This window comes from Psychrobacter sp. TWP2-1-2 (assembly GCF_049896785.1).
Taxonomy (GTDB): Bacteria; Pseudomonadota; Gammaproteobacteria; order Pseudomonadales; family Moraxellaceae; genus Psychrobacter.
The window spans coordinates 21,778-42,063 of record NZ_JAFCVA010000006.1 but is presented as its reverse complement, the minus strand read 5'-3'; the positions used below and the strand labels follow the sequence as shown (position 1 = coordinate 42,063).

General features: G+C 43.8%; 16 protein-coding genes and 1 tRNA gene. 12 read left to right on the top strand and 5 right to left on the bottom strand.

Going from position 1 to position 20,286, the window contains the following annotated elements; genetic code table 11:
- Positions 1–268 precede the first annotated feature (268 nt).
- Together ACP7AE_RS07235 and ACP7AE_RS07230 are read left to right on the top strand one after the other, a co-directional pair.
- Positions 269–1,006: a DUF4230 domain-containing protein gene (locus ACP7AE_RS07235; protein WP_201540394.1), complete on the top strand. Its 738-nt coding sequence runs from the start codon at positions 269–271 to the stop codon at positions 1,004–1,006.
- 169 nt (positions 1,007–1,175) lie between these two features.
- Positions 1,176–1,337, top strand: coding sequence for a hypothetical protein (locus ACP7AE_RS07230; RefSeq protein WP_426242186.1), 162 nt, complete (start codon positions 1,176–1,178; stop codon positions 1,335–1,337).
- A gap of 289 nt (positions 1,338–1,626) precedes the next feature.
- Here ACP7AE_RS07230 and ACP7AE_RS07225 read toward each other — a convergent pair whose 3' ends face one another.
- The gene (locus ACP7AE_RS07225; protein ID WP_426242184.1) at positions 1,627–3,318 is read right to left on the bottom strand and encodes a cryptochrome/photolyase family protein; all 1,692 of its coding nucleotides are present in this window, start codon (positions 3,316–3,318) and stop codon (positions 1,627–1,629) included.
- Between the two features lie 210 nt (positions 3,319–3,528).
- Here ACP7AE_RS07225 and ACP7AE_RS07220 point away from each other — a divergent pair, with 210 nt between their 5' ends.
- The 9 genes from ACP7AE_RS07220 (at position 3,529) to ACP7AE_RS07180 (ending at position 14,790) form a co-directional block, all read left to right on the top strand.
- Entirely contained in the window at positions 3,529–4,212 is a 684-nt protein-coding gene (locus ACP7AE_RS07220; protein ID WP_426242182.1) for a phosphoribosylanthranilate isomerase, read from the top strand.
- Positions 4,213–4,385: 173 nt separating this feature from the next.
- Positions 4,386–5,588, top strand: a complete 1,203-nt coding sequence (trpB, locus tag ACP7AE_RS07215) for a tryptophan synthase subunit beta (protein ID WP_173936725.1) — start codon at positions 4,386–4,388, stop codon at positions 5,586–5,588.
- Between the two features lie 129 nt (positions 5,589–5,717).
- Positions 5,718–6,542: a tryptophan synthase subunit alpha gene (gene trpA, locus ACP7AE_RS07210; protein ID WP_426242180.1), complete on the top strand. Its 825-nt coding sequence runs from the start codon at positions 5,718–5,720 to the stop codon at positions 6,540–6,542.
- A gap of 269 nt (positions 6,543–6,811) precedes the next feature.
- Positions 6,812–7,774, top strand: a complete 963-nt coding sequence (accD, locus tag ACP7AE_RS07205) for an acetyl-CoA carboxylase, carboxyltransferase subunit beta (RefSeq protein WP_426242341.1) — start codon at positions 6,812–6,814, stop codon at positions 7,772–7,774.
- Between the two features lie 234 nt (positions 7,775–8,008).
- On the top strand, positions 8,009–9,412 hold the full coding sequence (folC, locus tag ACP7AE_RS07200; RefSeq protein ID WP_426242178.1) for a bifunctional tetrahydrofolate synthase/dihydrofolate synthase: 1,404 nt from the start codon (positions 8,009–8,011) through the stop codon (positions 9,410–9,412).
- 258 nt (positions 9,413–9,670) lie between these two features.
- Entirely contained in the window at positions 9,671–10,867 is a 1,197-nt protein-coding gene (locus tag ACP7AE_RS07195; RefSeq protein WP_426242176.1) for an SPOR and LysM peptidoglycan-binding domain-containing protein, read from the top strand.
- A gap of 298 nt (positions 10,868–11,165) precedes the next feature.
- Entirely contained in the window at positions 11,166–11,696 is a 531-nt protein-coding gene (locus tag ACP7AE_RS07190) for a DUF2726 domain-containing protein (RefSeq protein ID WP_426242174.1), read from the top strand.
- 243 nt (positions 11,697–11,939) lie between these two features.
- Positions 11,940–13,409, top strand: coding sequence for a hypothetical protein (locus tag ACP7AE_RS07185; RefSeq protein ID WP_426242172.1), 1,470 nt, complete (start codon positions 11,940–11,942; stop codon positions 13,407–13,409).
- Positions 13,410–13,527: 118 nt separating this feature from the next.
- A complete protein-coding gene (locus tag ACP7AE_RS07180) occupies positions 13,528–14,790 on the top strand; it encodes a hypothetical protein (protein ID WP_426242170.1) in 1,263 nt (420 codons plus the stop codon).
- Positions 14,791–14,862: 72 nt separating this feature from the next.
- Here ACP7AE_RS07180 and ACP7AE_RS07175 read toward each other — a convergent pair whose 3' ends face one another.
- Positions 14,863–15,819 (bottom strand): DUF1853 family protein, encoded by a 957-nt coding sequence (locus ACP7AE_RS07175; protein WP_426242168.1) that lies wholly within the window; start codon positions 15,817–15,819, stop codon positions 14,863–14,865.
- Between the two features lie 635 nt (positions 15,820–16,454).
- On the opposite strand from ACP7AE_RS07175, the gene ACP7AE_RS07170 reads away from it, so the two are divergent.
- Entirely contained in the window at positions 16,455–16,940 is a 486-nt protein-coding gene (locus tag ACP7AE_RS07170; protein WP_426242166.1) for a hypothetical protein, read from the top strand.
- A 135-nt stretch (positions 16,941–17,075) separates the two neighbouring features.
- Here the strand turns inward: ACP7AE_RS07170 and ACP7AE_RS07165 are convergent.
- The 3 genes from ACP7AE_RS07165 to gatA form a co-directional block, all read right to left on the bottom strand.
- Positions 17,076–17,152: transfer RNA gene (locus ACP7AE_RS07165), tRNA-Pro, on the bottom strand.
- A 94-nt stretch (positions 17,153–17,246) separates the two neighbouring features.
- On the bottom strand, positions 17,247–18,773 hold the full coding sequence (gene gatB, locus ACP7AE_RS07160; protein WP_426242164.1) for an Asp-tRNA(Asn)/Glu-tRNA(Gln) amidotransferase subunit GatB: 1,527 nt from the start codon (positions 18,771–18,773) through the stop codon (positions 17,247–17,249).
- Positions 18,773–20,269, bottom strand: a complete 1,497-nt coding sequence (gene gatA / locus ACP7AE_RS07155) for an Asp-tRNA(Asn)/Glu-tRNA(Gln) amidotransferase subunit GatA (protein WP_201540383.1) — start codon at positions 20,267–20,269, stop codon at positions 18,773–18,775. Before gatA ends, gatB begins: the two co-directional genes overlap by 1 nt.
- Between the last annotated feature and the right edge of the window lie 17 nt (positions 20,270–20,286).

Genomic DNA, 20,286 nt, shown 5'->3' with positions numbered 1-20,286 from the left:
TTAGGTAAAGTTAGCCTAAGACGCAATGACTTTTTGTTTTTTCAGACAGAACGTGACTTAAACGTGACTTAAACGAGCAAATAAGGTCACTACAACTCGATTATTTACCAGCTTTTAGGGTATTTATAGTAAATGGTAGCGCTAGTCATTATGTAGCGTATTGGTAGTTATTACTTGAAGTTGCTGCTCAAAAGTAGCATTTATCATTTAGACAGTTATTTGTTATACGTTTAATAAAAATAAATGATAAAACTCTGAGGGTGTTTATATGAATAATCCTGATAATCGATCTCCTGTTAATAATGATGCGACTAACTCACAAGCGAAAAAATCCATTGCGATGATGTCGTGGATAATATTGCTCATCGGTTTAGCAGCTATCGTCTTTGCTATTTATAGTTTGCAGAATATAACCAAGGAAGAGCCGATAGAAACCATTACTCGTGAAGGCGTGGTCACACAAATCCAAAAGTTAAATCGTTTGGAAACGGTGGCGTTTAGTGTCGATACCGTCATTACCAGTCAACGTCCTGGCAGTTGGATGAAGCTGTGGCAAGACGAGCAAAAGGGTTTGTTTATCGCGCGCGGACGAGTGGAGGCGGGGATTGATTTAAGTGCACTTACCCCCGAGATGGTACAAGTGGTGCAGCCTGAAATTAACGTCGATGAGGTACAAGAAGCGGGTGCCAATACGCCAGTCTCAGTGATGCCGCAAATCAATATTACCATCCCACCATCAGAGATATTTTCGGTTTATCTAGACGATATCGAGATTTATGATTGGCAGACGGGTGCTTTTGGCATGATGCAAGTCGATCCGAAAATCTTGCAACAAGCGCAAAGTATGGCAAAAAAAGAAGTACTCGAACGCGCTTGTCGCGGTGATGTCATGAATATGGCACTAGAAAATGCGCAAACCCAACTGCAACAGCTATTTTCGTTAACTGGTGCAGTAGTGACGGTAACGACTCAAGGTGCAGGCGCGTGCCAGATGCCAGTAAAATAATATATACATAATTTTATTAGAGCCATAGACTAGATAATCATACGTTAGCTTATTAATTGGAAACACTTAAAGTAACGCCATTTATATTGTATAGTAGAGCTTATCTATTATTCATAATGAACTTATGAATTTCGTTGATAATATAACACTACATAAAAAGGTGGCGTATATGACAACTCTTAATAATAAACCGTCTTCTGACTCTGAAGAGCAGCTTAATAAGCGCCCTAAAGCGAAAGAATCGCTTTCTTTTGCGACATGGGTGCTGTTAATCATAAGCTTCACTCTACTAGCCTATGCCTTATACATTATCCAAACCCGCATATTATAAGCAGCCAGCTGATACTAGGGCGTGTCCTCAATTCAATCGATTACTTTCTAAATGGGCTAAAAATAGCTAAATTTTGCCAAACATTGTCAAACATTGTCAAACATTGTCAAATAGCTTCTTAATATCTCGATATTAGGTGCGCTACTTTCCTTGTTTGACGGTAATTTATCTCATTTTTATCACCATTTTTAAAATGAGGACACGCCCTAGGAAGGGTAGATAATGTGATTAAAATACAATAGCTGAAATTCTTAGTAAATTGAGGTTTTAGTGTTGATGTAATGCGTCGCTATTTTTTAAATTCAGCAATCGCTAATTGGCGAGCCGCTTTATGTTCGACCATCGGTAATGGATAATCAATGTCAGCAAATTTACCGCCCTTTGCCAGTGCTTGACGCATTTTATCCTCGCTATGCAAGATGCTGGCAGGAATGGCTTTTAGCTCAGGTAGCCAAGTTTTAATAAATATCCCATCAGGGTCATGGCTTTTGGCTTGGCTAAAAGGGTTCATAATGCGAAAGTAAGGTGCAGAGTCGGTGCCAGTCGACGCACTCCATTGCCAACCCCCATTATTGGACGAAAAGTCACCATCTATCAGCTGCTGCATAAAGTAGCGCTCACCTAAGCGCCAATCAATCAATAAATCCTTGGTCAAAAACATCGCTGTCACCATCCGCAAGCGATTGTGCATAAAGCCCGTCGCATTCAGGCAGCGCATTGCTGCATCGACTAACGGCACGCCAGTTTTACCTACGCACCATGCATTAAATTCCTGCTGATTATATGACCAATTAGTCTTGCTATCGGTTTCCTTTTTATACGCTTGATGGCGAATCAGCTTGGGCTTATAGTCTAAAACATGGCGATAGAAATCTCGCCAAGCCAGCTCACTTATCCAGCGGTTAATGTCGTTATTATCAGTATTGTCAAAGCTATCCCCGTTATCTAGGATGTCTCTGTCATTCCCATGTAATTCTCCCAGTGCTTTGCTTAATTGTAGGGTAGCTTGTAAGTAGCAAAGTCTGGGGCTGATTGCGCCAATAGTCAGGTAGGCAGATAGCTGACTGGTGGCATTTAAACTGGGTACATCGCGACTGATATCGTAGTTATCAATATCCTCAGCGATGAAGTCCTCTAAACGCTGGCACGCCGCCGCTTCGCCAGCAGGGTAGGCTGCCCGAGCGTGCTCAAGCTGTACGTCTATATCCATGGGCTCTAATAAACCAGCATTTTGCAGTGCCTTTTGATAATCTTCGACTACTTCTTTACTTACTCTTTCTATATCTTCGATAGTAGCACTGGCGTTCGAGACTTCTAGTTTGACTTTAGTGTTGCCATTTATGGCGGATGCCTCATGCATTTGTATGGTACTGATATCCAAGGTATGCCGCCATTTTTTATAAAATGGGGTAAATACCTGATACATGCTGTCATCGTTCGTGGTGATGGTTTGTGGTGGCAAGATACATTGATCATGCCAGCGAATAAATTCTATATCGTTGTTTGCAAGCTGTTTGGTTAATTGTTCATCACGCTTAATCTCATTGCCTTCGTACTCGTGATTTGCCATCACAGTGCTGATCTGGTTCGCGCTACAGATATCTAGCATCGCCTCAACACAGTCAGAAAAGCTTGGACAGAGCTGTACTGTTAAGTGGATATTTAATTGTGTTTGCAGAGATTTGGCTAGGATAGGCAAGATGCGTGCGATATGGTCGAGCTGTGTCAGCGACATGTCATGTGCTTGCCATTGTTCAGGCGTCACGAAGTAAATAGCGCTTACTGAGGCGTTATCCGCATTTGCCTGCTCGCAAAGCGCAGCTAGCGCGGTATTATCATGAACTCGCAGGTCACGACGAAACCACATTAAATAATGTGCTGGGTTTACGCTAGTGGCATCGTCGCTATTGTTGAAGTTGCTTGTTTCGGTGCTATCTGTGCTATCGGTGTTATGAGACGTTTCCGCCGCCGTTTTAGACATTCAACTATCCCTCTATTAATCAATCGCAATCATAAACAAAACTGGTAATAAAAGTATGCTAGGATAAGTTTTTGGATGCAATGGATTTACCATTCAATTAACAAATCCTCATATTTACGCTTTAGCGTTGGCAATTGACGTTTACCTTCCGTCAATGTAGCGAAGACAGTCTAATAATGTCGTACTGAGTGTTATATCTAAGGTCACATCATGCACGTTAAGTTTTGCGGATTTACCCAGCCTAATGATATTAAAATTGCTGCCCAGTTGGGTGCTGATGCGGTTGGCTTGGTATTTTATCCGCCCAGTCCACGCGCTGTTACTATCGAGCAGGCGCAATCGTTAAGTGCGTCTTTGCCAGCTTTTATAAGTATAGTGGCTCTAGTGGTGAATATGCCGCGCGCAGAGCTGATAGAATTAGCGAATCAGGTTGCTTTTGATATCATTCAATTCCATGGTGATGAAACACCAGAGCAATGTGCGCAGCTGGCCAGTGCGGTCAATAAACGCTGGATAAAAGCGCTGCGTATCAATGCTGACCAACACACTGCCGCTAGCGTAAGCGCCGAGATTAATGAGTTTGCCGCCGCTGGCGCGAACAGTATCTTATTGGATGCTTACCATCCCCATAAATATGGCGGCACAGGGGCACGTTTTGATTGGGGTCTGCTACCGCAAGACAGCTCGCTACCTATTATTTTAGCGGGCGGACTGGATGCCGATAATGTCGCTGCCACTTTAGATTTGCCTATTTATGCGGTCGATGTCAGCGGTGGGATTGAGTCTGACAAAGGCAAAAAAGACGCTGCCAAAATGCGTGCCTTTATGAAAGCGGTAAAACGCGACCGATGGCAAAATGAGACGCTTGGCGAACCTTCGAATATCAGTAACTAGTTTTTTACCCGTGAATTTTTATCCGTTAAATAGCTAATTACTTGGAAAAATTTCCCCCTTATTTATCTTAAAAAATACCACTTATTATAGTAGGAATTATCATGAGTCATGTCGCAAGCAAAGATGTATCGGCTACTGCTAAAGCTATCAATACCTTCACCAATCCAGAGAACGTGCAAGATTTCAATCAATATCCTGATGCCCGTGGACATTTCGGCGTGCATGGCGGTCGCTTTGTCTCTGAAACCTTGATGGCAGCACTAGAAGAGCTAGAAACGTTATATAACACAGTCAAAAAAGACCCTGCGTTTTGGGAAGAATATCACAATGATTTGGTCAACTATGTCGGCCGCCCAACGCCTTTATATCATGCTAAGCGATTGAGCGATGAGATTGGCGGTGCGCAAATTTATTTCAAACGCGAAGACCTGAATCATACTGGCGCGCATAAAGTGAACAACACCATTGGACAAGCACTACTTGCCAAAATGAGTGGTAAAAAACGCATTATTGCGGAAACTGGAGCAGGTCAGCATGGCGTAGCGACGGCGACAATCGCCGCGCGCTTAGGGCTTGAGTGTATCGTCTATATGGGTGCGGATGATGTCGAGCGCCAAAAGATGAACGTCTATCGTATGCGTTTGCTCGGTGCAACGGTTGTGCCAGTGACTTCTGGTTCACGTACCCTAAAAGATGCCATGAACGAAGCGATGCGAGATTGGGTTACCAATGTGGATAGCACGTATTACATCATTGGCACAGTTGCTGGTCCGCATCCTTATCCTCTCTTAGTACGCGATTTCCAAGCGATTATTGGTAAAGAGGCACGTATCCAGCATTTGCAAATGACGGGTAAATTGCCTGATGCCTTGGTCGCTTGCGTTGGCGGTGGCTCGAACGCCATTGGTCTGTTTTTTGACTTCTTAAATGATACTGACGTTAAAATGTATGGCGTTGAAGCAACGGGTGACGGTATCGAAACGGGTCGTCATTCAGCACCATTGGCTGCTGGTCGTATCGGTGTACTGCATGGCAACCGTACCTATTTGATGGCCGATGATGAAGGTCAAATTCAAGAAACGCATTCTATTTCAGCGGGTCTTGATTATCCTGGCGTTGGTCCTGAGCACAGCTTCTTAAAAGACATGAAGCGTGTTGAATATGTCGGTTGTACCGATAAAGAATCGCTAGAAGGCTTCCATGAAGTGACGCGTAAAGAAGGTATTATCCCTGCGCTCGAATCTGCGCATGCCGTTGCTTATGCATTGAAGCTAGCTAAGACGATGACCCCTGATCAAACCATTATCGTTAATATGTCTGGTCGTGGCGATAAAGACTTGCATTCAGTGATGAAGGCGGAAGGGATTGAGTTGTAGTGGCCTCTATTTTTATAAGCTATTTTACGATTTATCCATTATAAGAAAAATTGCTTAACACCCTTTGTTTAATATTGATTCTTAAATAAAGGGTTAACTAGGCCAGTTTATAATAATCAAGAGAACACTATGACCAGAATTGAAAGCACTTTTGAAACCTTAAAAGCACAAAATAAAAAAGCCCTGATTCCTTACGTGATGGCAGGCGATCCAAACCCAGAGACTACCGTCGGTTTATTGCACGACTTGGTCAAGCATGGCGCAGATATGATCGAAGTCGGCTTGCCGTTCTCTGATCCAATGGCAGATGGTCCTGTGGTTGCATTGGCTGGTGAGCGTGCATTGGCAGCAGGGACGAGCACTCGTGACGCGCTAAAAATGGTGGCAGAGTTTCGTCAGCAAGACACGCAGACCCCCATTACTTTGATGGGTTATCTAAATCCCGTGGAAATCATCGGCTATGACAACTTTGTCGCGCTATGTGAGCAGTCAGGTGTCGATGGTATTTTGATGGTTGATTTGCCGCCAAGCGAGGCAGGCAGTTTTACCCAGCATTTGACTGACCATGCGATGAACGAGATTTTCTTATTGTCACCAACCACTTTACCTGAGCGCCGTGAGCAAGTATTGACTCATTGCGGTGGTTATATTTATTATGTGTCATTAAAAGGCGTGACAGGTTCGGCAACGCTTGATACTGATGATGTTGCGACTCAAGTGCAAGCGATTAAAGCAGCGACTGATTTGCCAGTATGTGTGGGTTTTGGTATTCGTGATGCGGCTTCTGCTAAAGCGATTGGAGCACATGCGGATGGTATTATTGTCGGTAGTGCCTTGGTTCAAAATTTTGCTGATATAGATGCCAATGATAGCACTGCGGTTGCCGCCGCTCAGCAAATAATCATGGCAAAAATGGATGAGCTACGCGGTGCACTTGATAGTTTAAGTGTCTGAGTTAAACAAAGTTAAATTATCGTCACTTAAATCGTCATGGCAATATGAATAACAATGTTTATAAAGACAGGGTTAAATGACTTTGCTAAAGTTAGTTTACGTGTGTAAACTAACATCACATATAAATTGTTACAGTTTCACGTAAGCGTGCCTTATAACTGCGCTTTATAACTGCGAAAGTTATGGGGATATGTGACGATTAAACTGATTCTTATAAATGGATTCTTAGGGACAAGCGAATGAGCCAGCTTGTCGATAAGCCTTTGATAATGGCGAATAATATGACTGATACGATAATAAAACCTGATATGACGACTCTGAACCATACTGAAAAAAGTAACGCTGAGCCAAACGGTAATACTGCTGGGCAATCGTGGTTTAATCGCCCGATACCGGGTATTAAACAGCAACTGACAGCGCCTTTGACAGCAGTAGAGACGGAACCGTCAACCAAGTGCAGTAATTGTCATTCGATGATTACCAATACGGCGCTGATTTTTAACTGCTATGTTTGCCCGCATTGTGATCATCATTTACCGATGAGTGCTCGTGAGCGCTTAAACTGGTTGCTCGATCAAGTAGACGGTGAGCTTGGACAACAATTTACTGCCAAAGATCCGCTAAGGTTTGTGGATAGTAAGCCGTATCCGCAGCGTATGACCGAAGCACAGGACAAAACCGGCGAGTCTGAGGCGCTGATTGTGATGTACGGTAAATTGCGCAATCTTGATATCGTTACTTGTGCCTTTGATTTCCGCTTTATGGGCGGTTCTATGGGCTCTGTAGTTGGTGACCGTTTCGTAGAGGCGGCTGAGAAAGCCCTTAAAGATAAAGTGCCCTTAGTTTGCTTTGCTGCCTCTGGCGGCGCACGTATGCAAGAAGGTTTACTGTCCTTGATGCAGATGGCTCGTACTGCCGCAGCGATTGAGCGTTTGAGAATTGCTGGCGTACCGTATATCGTGATATTGACCAATCCTGTTTATGGCGGTGTGACTGCGTCGCTCGCTATGTTAGGTGATATTCATTTAGCAGAACCAAAAGCCATGATTGGCTTTGCTGGTAAGCGCGTGATTGAGCAAACGGTTCGTGAGACGCTAGAAGAGCCGTTCCAGCGTGCCGAGTTCTTGTTAGAACATGGTGTGGTCGATGAAGTGGTACATCGTCATCAATTAATTGATACCATTTACCGTCTGCTGGCAAAGTTAAGCCGCATTCCTAATGTTGATGCCTAACTTGCTCATCGGCTTGACTAATGGATAACTGAGTTTAATATTCCACAGGACTTATGCTTAGTAGCATGCTCAATTTTGCTGACTAAGTAAGATCAATCAATAGCATTTATCGTCAACAGCGGTAAATGCTATTTTTGCTTTTTGGACAGGTAGTTATATACTGTCTGTACTTTCTTAATGAATGCTTTCTCATTGACCATTTTTTATTCAAATATTTCAATATAGGCTGTGTCCATGTCCGACTCTCTACTTTTTAACCCTAACACTCCCAACAAGCATTCTAGTTTGACCGAATGGCTCGATTATATGCAGCAGATTCATGTATCGGCAATAGACATGGGGTTGTCGCGAGTTTTGCCAGTTGCCGAGGCGTTAGGCGTGGTACAGTCAGCCAAAGACGATGCTTATGTATTTACGGTGGCGGGCACCAATGGTAAAGGCTCAACGACGGCTGTCATCGCGCAGATGTGCCAAGCAGCAGGTTATAAAACGGCTCTGTATCAATCACCGCATCTAAGTGTATTTAATGAGCGCGTGCGTATCAATGGCGAGATGGTCAGTGACGAGACGTTAATTGAAGCCTTTAGCAAGGTAGAAGCAGCGCGATTAACGTGTGAGCTGACCTTATCATTTTTTGAGATGACCACACTTGCTGCATTATTAATATTTGCTGAAGCGGACTGTGATGTCTGGGTGTTGGAAGTCGGGCTGGGTGGGCGCTTAGATGTGGTCAATATCATTGATCCTGATATGGCAGTGATTACCAATATCGCCATCGATCATGTCGATTGGTTAGGTGACAATGTTGAAGATATTGGCCGTGAGAAAGCAGGTATCTTACGTGATGGTATCAGCGTGGTTTATGGTGCTACCGCGATGCCAGTCAGTGTGCAGCAAGCGATTGATAAGCATCAAGCAACTTGTTATCAAGTTGGGCAAGACTTTGATTATCGTGAAGTGGATGCAAGCGCTTGGCAATATAGCAATGCTGCGGTCACCATGCAGTTACCGCGCCCAGCACTGTCATTGACCAATAATGCCACTGCGTTATCAGCAGTGCTCGCAAGTTCGTTAAATGTCGATAGCACTGCTATCGAGCAAGCATTACAAACGGTCAGGCTCGCTGGTCGCTTTGATTATCGTGAGACCCACAATCGCCATTGGCTGTTTGATGTCGCGCATAACGAGCAAGGCGTTGAGTTTTTATTGGCGCAATTATTACCGCTTTGGCAACAGCATCTAGCCAATCAAAATAGCTTTGATGCTCTCAATCAAAGTAGTAGTCAAAACAGCAGCCAAAAAAACCAAGCTGAACGCAGACCTGCCAGCATTAAAATGCTATTTTCTATGTTGGGTGATAAAGATATCAACAAAGTCGTGCAGCATTTGACGATAGCGGGCTTACCGATTAGCGATTGGTATATCGCTGAGATTGATTATCCACGTGCCGCGAGCACCGAGCACTTGCAAGGTATCTTATCGAGCTATGTCGATGATGCTCAAATACACGAATTTAAACGTTTATCAGAAGCGACCGATGCGGTTATCAATGCCAGTCAGCCGCAAGACCTTATCGTGGTATGTGGCTCCTTTCACACGATCGGCGAGGCACTGGCAGCACTTGCGGTTGATAATTAACATTAAAATGGTGCTTATTTAATGTTAATCTTAGCAGTAGCATGATGGCAGACAGTATGAAAAATATGCTTTATAATCAAAGTGATTTGGCAAGTTGCTCTATAATGGCATTAAACGCTTGGCATAACATTTAAAAACGGATGGACGCAACTGGTGGCAATGACACCTATCAAGGCTATTAAAACTATCTAAACACAGTTTTGAGACGACAGTTGCGCCGCTCAATCAACCTTATTACCAACTAAGAGACGTAAACGGATGAACTTTTCGAGACAAGCCTTATTGGGCATTGGGATGATTATCGGCGGTAGCGTGATGCTATACGCCATGGTGCAACAGATTGGTGATAGTAATGAACCACAACCAGCGTCAGCAATGGTAGATAAGCCAAGCCCTGAGCAAGAGTCTCCTCAGCCGCTGACGACGGATATCGAGACTGAAAAACGTATCCTGGCAGAAAAACAAAAAGAGCGCGCTGCTCGTGTTGCTGAACAAGAAAAACGTGCCCATCAGTTCTTAACTGAACAAGAAGCCGCTGAGGCGGAAGCATTAGCAAAAGCCCGTGCAGAAAGTCAGCAGTATATGGCCAGTAGTGCAGCAGCTGCTGAAGAGAGTGACAAATCCAAATCCGACGCGGAAAAAAATGACGCTACAACGCCAATAAAAAAGACTAGCGCTGCTGCGTCAGCTGAAAGTGAGACAAACACTGGCAACCAGCAAAAAGCTGCCCAAGCGCAACAAGAAGCTCAAAGGCAAGCGGCGATTAAAGAGCAGGCTGCCGCCAAGAAACTAGCAGACAGTAAAAAAGAAGCGGAAGCAAAAAGACAAGCGGAAATTAAGAAACAAGCGGATGCTGCGGCTGAGAAAAAACAAGCGGCAGCCGAAGCGGCTAAAAATGAGCCACCAAAATCGCCTTCTGATTATCAAGTTAAAAGAGGAGATGGGCTGATTAAGCTGGCGCGGCAATACAATATGCCAGTAGAAGTATTGGCACAAGCGAATAATCTGTCACCCTCGGCATCGCTACAACTGGATCAAAACATCACCATTCCATCACGTAAGCAAGTGGAGCGATTAGCACGTGAAGCGGCAGCGGCTGAGCAGGCACGTGAAGACAAGCGTCAGAAAGAAGAGGCTTTAGCCAAAAAATCAGCGGATGCTAAGCGTGAAGCACAGCAAAAACTCAGCGAAGCCCGTAAAGAAGTCAAAGAAACCGACGCCAAAGGCAGCTTTGGGGTGCAAGTAGCATTGGCAAACGATCAAGCCAAAGCGGATGAGCTGGCAAAGAAATTTAAATCCGCAGGCTACCAAGTTAAGACCAGCCCTACCAGCCGTGGGGTTCGCGTCATCGTCGGTCCTGAGCGCGGTAAAGTGGCAGCGTTAGCGTTAAAAGATAAAATTAATAGTGATCCTAAGGTCAATACGACCAGTGCTTGGGTTTTATACTGGCGCTAAAATAGTGTGAAAATCACTATAATCAGATGACTGTTATTGCTAAATAAACAGCAGAGTCTTGGTTAGATTTTATTGTTTTATCTGATTTTTATTCAAACACGACATTTATTGTCGTGTTTTTTGTTTTAGTGTTTGCTGATTGGCGCAAGCTTAGCTACGATGTGCGCCGACTGCCCCTGATTTTTTCTGTATAACGGGTCAGCCTATAAGGGCTGCCCTGTCGCAGTTGAGTATGTATATCACTTTATGGAAGTCGTCATACATATTTGGCTGCCTTAATCATGTATAAGGTAAAACCATGTCATTTGGTGTTATGTTTTTAATATTGGCCGTTGGATTTTTAGGGCTGATTACCGTACCAAAGCTGTTGAAAAAACCCCCAGTTGTTGAGCCTGATCCAAAGCCAGTACGCGGCGATGAGTTGGCTATTTGGCCGTTTGCGCCGATGCCGATTATGACGGATACGGAAGTCATTTTCTTTAATAAGCTAAAAAGTGCGTTGCCGGAATATTATATTTTCGTCCAAGTTCAACTGTCACGCATTATCGAAGGCAATAGCAGTGAGGCGTCCGAGCGTAGCTTTTGGTTCAATCGTATCTGCCGTCAAAGCGTCGATTATGTGATTGTGGATATTGATGCGCAGACCACGCTGGTTGCTATCGAGCTTGATGATTGGACACACACGAGTAAAGCGCGTCAAAAGGCGGATGACAAAAAAGACAAAGCCCTTGCTAGTGCCGGTATTGCTATTGTGCGCTTTCACGCTGAGCGCATGCCAAGCGCAGATATGCTCAGGTACGAGCTGATGCAAGTGATTGAAAATTATTGATAAAGTGTCCTTGGTAGACAGTCAAGATTAGTCGCAACAACGGCATTTATTTTTTTGTGTAACATTGCTGTTATATCCGTTTACTTTATAGATAAGTTGTTTAAATAAGAGTATTACTATTTTAAAACAAACTTAAGTTTTCTAAATTAAGAAGTGCTTTTGAGAATTAAGGCATTATTTGCTTAATTAGATAAAGATTTTGGTGCTTCTCGTTTTCAAAATTACTCTATAAAGGACTGTGTTATGAAATTTTTTAAATTGAGCGCATTAGCGTTAGCCAGCACGTTAGCGTTAGCAGGCTGTGGTGATGACAATAATAGTAGCTCTTCTGGTAATGGTACTAATACGCCAGATGTGCCAGTTAAGCCGCCTGTCGATAATAGTTTGTCTGAGATCGAGCAAGCGAAAGAGATGATTCGTACCGCCAAGTTATTTGTCAGTGACAATAAAGCGGTTACAGATGCTTACGAAGATGTAAGTGATATCCTTACAGAAAAGCAAGATACGCGTCTGGGTTATACCTTCGATATCCCAAGTGATCTAAAATACTATATGGAAGAGAATGATGTATCACAGCTCACGGCAGCTGATATCTTAGCATTAGCCAATGATGCAAAATTTGAGGTCGCATTAGGCAATATCACTTTAACGCCCGAAAATGGTTTTGTCGCAACGCTAAGTACTGACGGTAAGTTTACCTTGAATGGTACAACCAAAGTAGATGTTGAAGAATACGATTATGTGTATAACCCGCAAACAGGTTTGTATGACCCTGTTATTGATAACAAAGACGTTTTCACCGTAGTGTTTGATGGTTATGAAGATGCGTTAAGCTCAAACACCAGTACAGATAACTTTAACGGTAGTTTGGGCTTCAAGAGTATTAACATTGGCACTGGCACTGGCACTGGCACTGATACCGTTACCCTCAACTCAAGTACTAAAGGCGCAACAGTCAGTGGTCAATTCAGTGATAAAGTCGTGGTCAATGATGAGTTTGATATTAATTATGCAAATAAAGAAGGCATCACGCTAGAAAAGGCAGTCATCAAATTAAGCAGCCTGAAGTTGACGGCTAATGATAGCGTGATTGAAGCAAAAGATTTTGAATTTGCCGCACTGGATGTCAGCAGAAAGCTAGCAGATAACAGTCTGGTGGTTAGAACAATCCCTTATAAGTTTGCTATAACGGGCAAGATGACCAAGCAAAAACCGATGACTGATGTAGAGATTACACTGAACGCGACTGCCAATGACGCTGATATAAAGAAATTTATCATAATCGATGAAGTCGGTGATATCGAAGAGGCCGCCAATAAATACGTAGGTATGGAAATAGTATTGGCGATTAAAGGCAAGGTAACGAAAGAGAGTACAACGACGATTCCGCTTGATTTCCAAGCCAATCTTAAACGTACTGCTCGTAATGTTATTGAGCTACAAGGTCTGACTGCTAGCGTAGAGGGCAAGAAGCTATTTGTAACCGGTAAGTCAAGCTTAGATAATAACTATGATGTGGTTAGCACCCAGTTTACCGTTGAGCAAAATAAAGCGTCGATCAAGTTAAATGTTGATGCCAATGGTGATTTTATTAAAGATAAAATGGGTAAGCTCGGCGATATCATGGTTAACGGTAAAGACTACGGTGATTTAATGGATAATGATGGCAAAGTTACTGCCAAGTTTACTGATAATAGTTTAATTATTTTATAATCAAATCATGTGTCACATCGACTCTCAAACGTTGTTAGTAGCGATTGAGGTATAGCAACAAAAAAAAGAGACAGATTCCTGTCTCTTTTTTATGCTCTCTAATAAACGTGAGAAATTTATGCCATATAACGTTTCAAGTCTCTATGATTTTTTACCTAAAAGCTTAGCATTGCATTTATACAGCCGTACCAAGTTAATCACTACGCCAGCGATTGCCGCTATGATGATATCCAGCGCTGCGGTTGCTGATAGTGCAGATATACCAGCTGCTGACACGAATTTTTACTTCTACCCCCAAGCGACAGGGTTGCTAGACAGTCATATTGCTCAGTCAAACGCGCAGATAGAGTGGAGTCTGATGGCAACGGCTCATAGTCCAACACAGCCTATCTCAGCATTTTTAGATGATTGGAATGCTCCTTTAGATTCCGGAGATCATGCTTATGCCCAAGGTCGGACGTCGCTTGAGATTCGTCCTGCGGGCAGTGCGATTAGCTACGGTCTAGGTTGGCGTTATGATTATTTAATGACGTTTAGCAAAGAGACTGCCGAAATTTATTGGCAGTATGAAAATAAACAGCCCTCAAGTACCAGTCAAACTTATCCGTTATTTTTGGAAGCCAAGCACAATGAAAGATTCGGTGCTAATATTGGCCTGACGCAGCAGCTCATGCCTAACTGGCAATTGACGACTCGGGCCAATCTCTGGCAAGGACTGCATGCATTAGAAGGTAAGATAGTTGGCGATTTAAGCACCAGAGTGTTACCAAATAATGAGGTGACAGACATACGAGACAGTTTGGATAAAACCAACGCTTACATCGATTATTACTATGATGAACCAGCCTTAGGGGAAGAAAATTTAGACTGGAACCCCGCGAAACCTTCGGGATATGGTTATTCGCTCGATTTGCAGCTCACAGGTCAGTTGTCTGATAGCACGCAGTTATCTCTGCGCGGCTACGATATCCTTGGACGCATGCATTGGAAAGACATGCCAAGCACTCGTTATGCGTTGGATTATGACGTCAACGGCAGACCTCTCTATACGATTGAAGGGCAGCTTAGCACTGACGATGTCACACAGACATTGCCATGGCGAGTTGAAGGTAGCCTTCAGCATCAGCTAGACAGTCAATGGCAGCTCGGTCTACATGGTCAAGTGAATGACATTCAAGACTTATATCAATTATCCGCAGGCTATCAAACGTCCAATGACGCTTTTCCCATTACGGTGACGGGCTTGATAGAGCCGCAAACGCAAGCATTGGGTCTCGCTGTAGACAGTCGTTATGCTGGCATCAAATTGCTGACTGACAGTTTCGATTCAGAAAAAGCCAAACGCAGTGAGATTAGCTTGTATGGACGCTATGCTTGGTAGCTTGATTCATTGCATTGCATTAATAAAGCAGATGGCTAAAGCGTCGATGTGCATATAATGCGGTGGACGTTACTAAAATTTGTCATACGTTTTGTCGCGCTGTTCAGGATAAATGACGATCGGACTATGACCTTCGAAGTATAGTCCTGTCGTAGGCAGTGCGTCGTTTGACCAAGCTACCTGCGGCTGTCGTCCATCATAACAGTCGCGCCTAGTAAACCATTCGATATAATGGGCGGTTCGTAATGCCCTTATATCAATCTTCGCAAGATTAAGCTTATCATCTTTATCACACCATTCGTGCATCGGAAAGCTTGGTACTAACCAAGATGGATAATTAAAGTTAGTGGTGTTGATTGGCAAAAAGAATCGCCCTTTAATCACGCCATAACGCTTATCGATTTTAACCTGTCCGTGTTTCTCCGTATCCACCCAAACCGTACGAAACTGTTTGGTTTGCATATGGGTCATTTTACGCTGTAGATTGTCCTTGGAATTAATACCAACCCAGTTCTCAGGAGCAAACGGCGCTGATCCCATAAAAAACTTAATCGCCAATTCCCAATGCTCGACCAGATTTTCTCCATGATTATATAAGATTAAATCCAGCTCACCAGTCGTCTGCTTACCGTTATACAACTGGACGTTACTGGCTAGCGTTTCATACGGATGTAGCTTGCGCGCAAAGCCATCTGCTAGCCAAAAGGACAGTAACCCTTCAAAGTGAAAACCCAGTCGATTGGGACTTGGGCACTTGAGTAAATAGCGAGTCAGCGCCTGATAAGCATTGGTGCTATCTAGCTCTTCTAAACGCTGCTTATACGCTGCAAACTGCGCCTGCCAAAAGCTGGCATTATGCACTGAAATCGCATGTGTATTCTCATGCGGTGCAAAGTCTATCCACTGTGTCAAGACGTTAGGACAAGCCAGCGCATAAGCCAAATCACGCACATAAGGTCGCTGGTATACGTCCCAAGGTGCGTCAACTATAAGGTAATTCGAGAGGGGCTGAGCGATAGGCTCTGACATAGGATAAACCAGTGTAAAGGTGTAGCATTTACCCTAGCTGCTTGCTTGCCAAAAGTCTATGGTCAATCGTATTATGTTAATGTTGTGACCACTTGTCGGCTAATGCCTGAAAATAACAAGATATTCTATCCATAACTTGTATCAAGCCAAATATTGTTGCTCGATAATGCCTTACTATTAATACTAAGATGATAATCTATGATAAATAAGCATCTGTAAAATATTTCATGCATGATAAGTCCACTGCCTGTGCGTCTATGGGCGCAACTTTGACTATGGCACAGAAACCTACTTTGCCCTAAGAGCATATTTCACAAGATATTCAGTAAGCAATTAATCATGTTATGGTGGTTAATGACAGCTTAAACTATGACAAGGTTCGAAGGTGCACTCTATTTAATAAAAAAGAAACTTCTAATTATGAGAGTAGGGAGTATGTGAGTGAAGACAAATACTGTATTGCTGCTATCAAGTATAAAATTGAGGAAATAAATTGTGAAACTAGGCCATATTGGTAATGAGAGTAATGGAAAATCAAGTTTTGATGAAAAAAGTAATTATATGTATAATAAAATCAAGCAACAGTTTGAATTGTTTGAATAGATAAAGATGATCGTTATGAGAGGTAATATATTATGAAAGCATGGCTAGTTACTGCTGTTCTGATGGGTGTTACATTCGCTACCAATGCCAATGCCAATGCCAGTGCCAGTGCCAGTGCCAGTGCTTTTGATGCTATGGATAAGTATTTTAAAGAGTTTGAGGTCGTAGATGAAAACTACCGTTACGTAGACTTAGAAGCCGCGTCTACTTTTTTTGACTTAATGGATCATATGTTTAATAAAAAGATTAAAAATGAGCAACCTGATTTTAAATTGGGTGGTAAAAATCACTTGATGAGCTGGCATGTCGACCTATACTCAAGCTCACTCGCTTTTAAGAACATGGAGCCTAGTTTCCAAGAGTCGGGTATGACTGAGCTTTGTAATGATTTTTATGGCGCAAAATACCAAGCTGCTAATAATGTTGTGGTTAAGCTATCTAGTTATGACAATCAGGATAATTTGGTAGAAACAGTGGTTTTGAACAAAGATGTCTGTGCAGGGGCTAGTAATCTGTAGATTTGTCATCAAAGTAATTTAAATGTCATACCTACACCTACTAAAAGTAACAACTGTAAGGCATTGCCCAAATTTTAATCAAAAAAAAGCCAACCATTGAAAACAATGATTGGCTTTTTTCTTTACTACTATGTTTGGTCGGAACGGCAGGATTTGAACCTGCGACCACTACACCCCCAGTGTAGTGCGCTACCAGACTGCGCTACGCCCCGAATGACTGACTATTTTACGCAAAATTACGCATATTGCAAGAGCTATTTATTTTGCTCAAGGTCTACTGCGCAACTCCACGTATCGCCATTCACCTTAACCCAAAAGCTCTTTTAAGATTTGGTTCACTTGCTGCGGATTAGCACTACCGCGACTGGCTTTCATGACTTGACCGACCAGACCATTAAAGGCTTTTTCTTTACCGCCGCGATACTCTTCGACCATTGCTTCATTTTTCGCGATGACTTCTTCTACCATGGCCTTGATAGCACCAGTGTCCGTTTCTTGCTTAAGACCTTTGTCTTCGATGATCTTATCTGCTGCATCATCTGTGTCGCCGCCCGCGCGCTCGTATAGAGCACTAAAAACTTTCTTAGCCAATTTACCAGATAGCGTGTCGTCTTTGATACGTTTGAGCATGCCAGCCAATTGCTTGGCGCTGATAGGGGAGTCAGTGATTTCTTTATCGTCTTTATTTAGCGCACCAAGCAAATCACCCATGACCCAGTTGCCAGCCATTTTGGCATCTGCTTGCCCAACTTCTGCGACCACAGCTTCAAAGTAATCAGCAATTTGACGACTGCCAGTCAAGATACGAGCATCGTATTCCGATAGACCAAGCGCTTTTTCAAAACGCGCACGACGAGCAACGGGTAGCTCAGGCATTGCTGCACGAATGCTATCAACCGTATGCTGTTCGATACGCACAGGTAGCAAGTCAGGGTCAGGGAAGTAACGATAATCGTTGGCGTCTTCTTTGGTACGCATTACACGAGTTTCGTCGCGCTCTGGATCATAAAGCATCGTTGCCTGCAGTACTTTGCCACCGTCCTCTAAAATATCAATTTGACGCTCGATTTCACGATTGATGGCGCGCTCTATGAAACGGAACGAGTTGAGGTTTTTGAGCTCAGTACGCGTACCCAATTCTGCACCAGGCTTACGAATAGAGACGTTACAATCACAGCGGAATGAGCCTTCTGCCATCACTGCGTCTGAGATACCAAGCCACGTGACCAGCTGATGAATGGCTTTGATATAGGCAAGTGCTTCATGAGCCGAGCGCATATCAGGCTCAGAGACGATTTCGATTAGCGGCGTACCAGCACGGTTCAAATCCACACCAGTCATACCATCGACGGTGTCGTGTACTGACTTGCCAGCATCTTCTTCTAAATGCGCACGCGTAATACCCATACGTTTGGGATATTCGTTCTTTTCCCCTTCATTGACCACCACGTCGATATAGCCTTCGCCAACGATAGGGTTGGCCATCTGAGTGATTTGATAGCCTTTAGGCAAATCTGGATAGAAGTAGTTTTTACGGTCAAACGTATTAAATAGACCCAACTCAGCGTTGACGCCGATGCCGAATTTTAGGGCACGATCGACCACGCTAGCATTGAGCACTGGCAATACGCCAGGCAGACCTAAGTCTACGATGCTAGCTTGGCTGTTTGGCTCATGACCGAAGTCAGTCGGCGCACTTGAAAATATCTTACTTTCCGTATTTAGCTGGCAGTGAATCTCAATGCCGATGACCACTTCATAACCATCGACGAAAAGCTCTTTACGCACGGCATGCTCGCGCACGGCATTGTTATCAGTAGTAGCTGTACTCATTATACCGTCTCCTTTGCGATGGCAGATTGTTGTAAATGATGGTCGGTATGCTGCTGGAATAAGTGAGCAGTCGTGAGCAATTGGCTCTCTTGCCAATGTTTACCGATTAATTGTAAGCCAACAGGCAAACCTTCTGAGGTTAGACCAACTGGCTGACTGAGTGCAGGTAGACCCGCTAAGTTGACCGCGATAGTATAAACGTCACCCAAGTACATGGTCGCAGGATCAAGGTTGTCAGTAAGCTTGTAAGCAGCGGTTGGTGCTGTTGGGCTAGCAATCACATCACAGCTAGTAAAGGCTTCATCGAAGTCTTTGACGATTAAGCGGCGGATTTTTTGTGCTTTAGTATAGTACGCATCGAAGTAACCTGCCGAAAGTGCATAAGTACCTGTCAAAATACGGCGCTGTACTTCAGGACCAAAGCCTTCAGAGCGTGAGCGCGTGTATAGATCTAGCAGATCGGTTGGATTCTCACAGCGATAGCCAAAACGTACACCATCGAAGCGTGACAGGTTTGATGATGCTTCGGCAGGGGCGAGCATGTAGTAAGTGGCAAGGGTAATCTCAGGGTCAGTGATATTCACCTCCACAATCGTCGCACCTAGCTCTTCATATTTTTTCAGAGCAGCACGTACGGCCGTTTCTACCTCAGCGTCTAATCCAGCACTAAAGTATTCTTTTGCCACACCAATGCGCAAGCCAGAAAATGGCTTATCACCAGCCGCGGCTTCAGCATCATTGATGTCTTGTACGTAGTCAGGCATATCGTATTTGATAGAAGTCGCATCGCGTGGATCGTGACCAATCATTGGCTGTAGCAGATAGGCACAATCTTTAGCGCTGCGTCCCATGCTACCAGCTTGATCCAGACTTGAGGCATAGGCAATCATACCAAAGCGTGATACTCGGCCATAGGTTGGCTTGATACCGGTTAAACCACAAAATGAGGCAGGCTGGCGAATAGAGCCACCAGTGTCACTACCCGTTGCGACTGGGACAAAACCTGCGGCAACGGCGGCAGCACTACCACCTGATGAACCACCGGGGACGCGCTCTAGATTCCAAGGGTTCTGTACCGTGCCGTAGTATGAGCTGCTATTGTCTGAGCCCATCGCAAACTCATCCATATTGAGCTTACCTAAACTAATCATGCCCGCTTTGTCGATGTTAGAAACGATGGTAGCATCATAAGGTGAGATAAAGTTATGCAGCATCTTAGAGCCACAAGTCGTCAGTACACCTTGAGTACAAAAGATGTCTTTGTGAGCCATCGGTACGCCAAGTAATGGACGTTTGTCACCTTGCGCGCGCATCTCGTCAGCTGCCTTTGCTTGCGCGCGTGCTGTCTCAGAAGTATGAGTGATAAAGCTGTTAATCTTATTGTCTAGCGCGTCTATACGTTTGATGTAGTGTTCTGTCAGCTCAAGGCTGCTAAATTGTTTGTCTTGCAAGCCCGTAATAAGCTGCTGGGTACTTAATAAATGAAGTTCTGACATAAGGTGTCGTCCGTCAA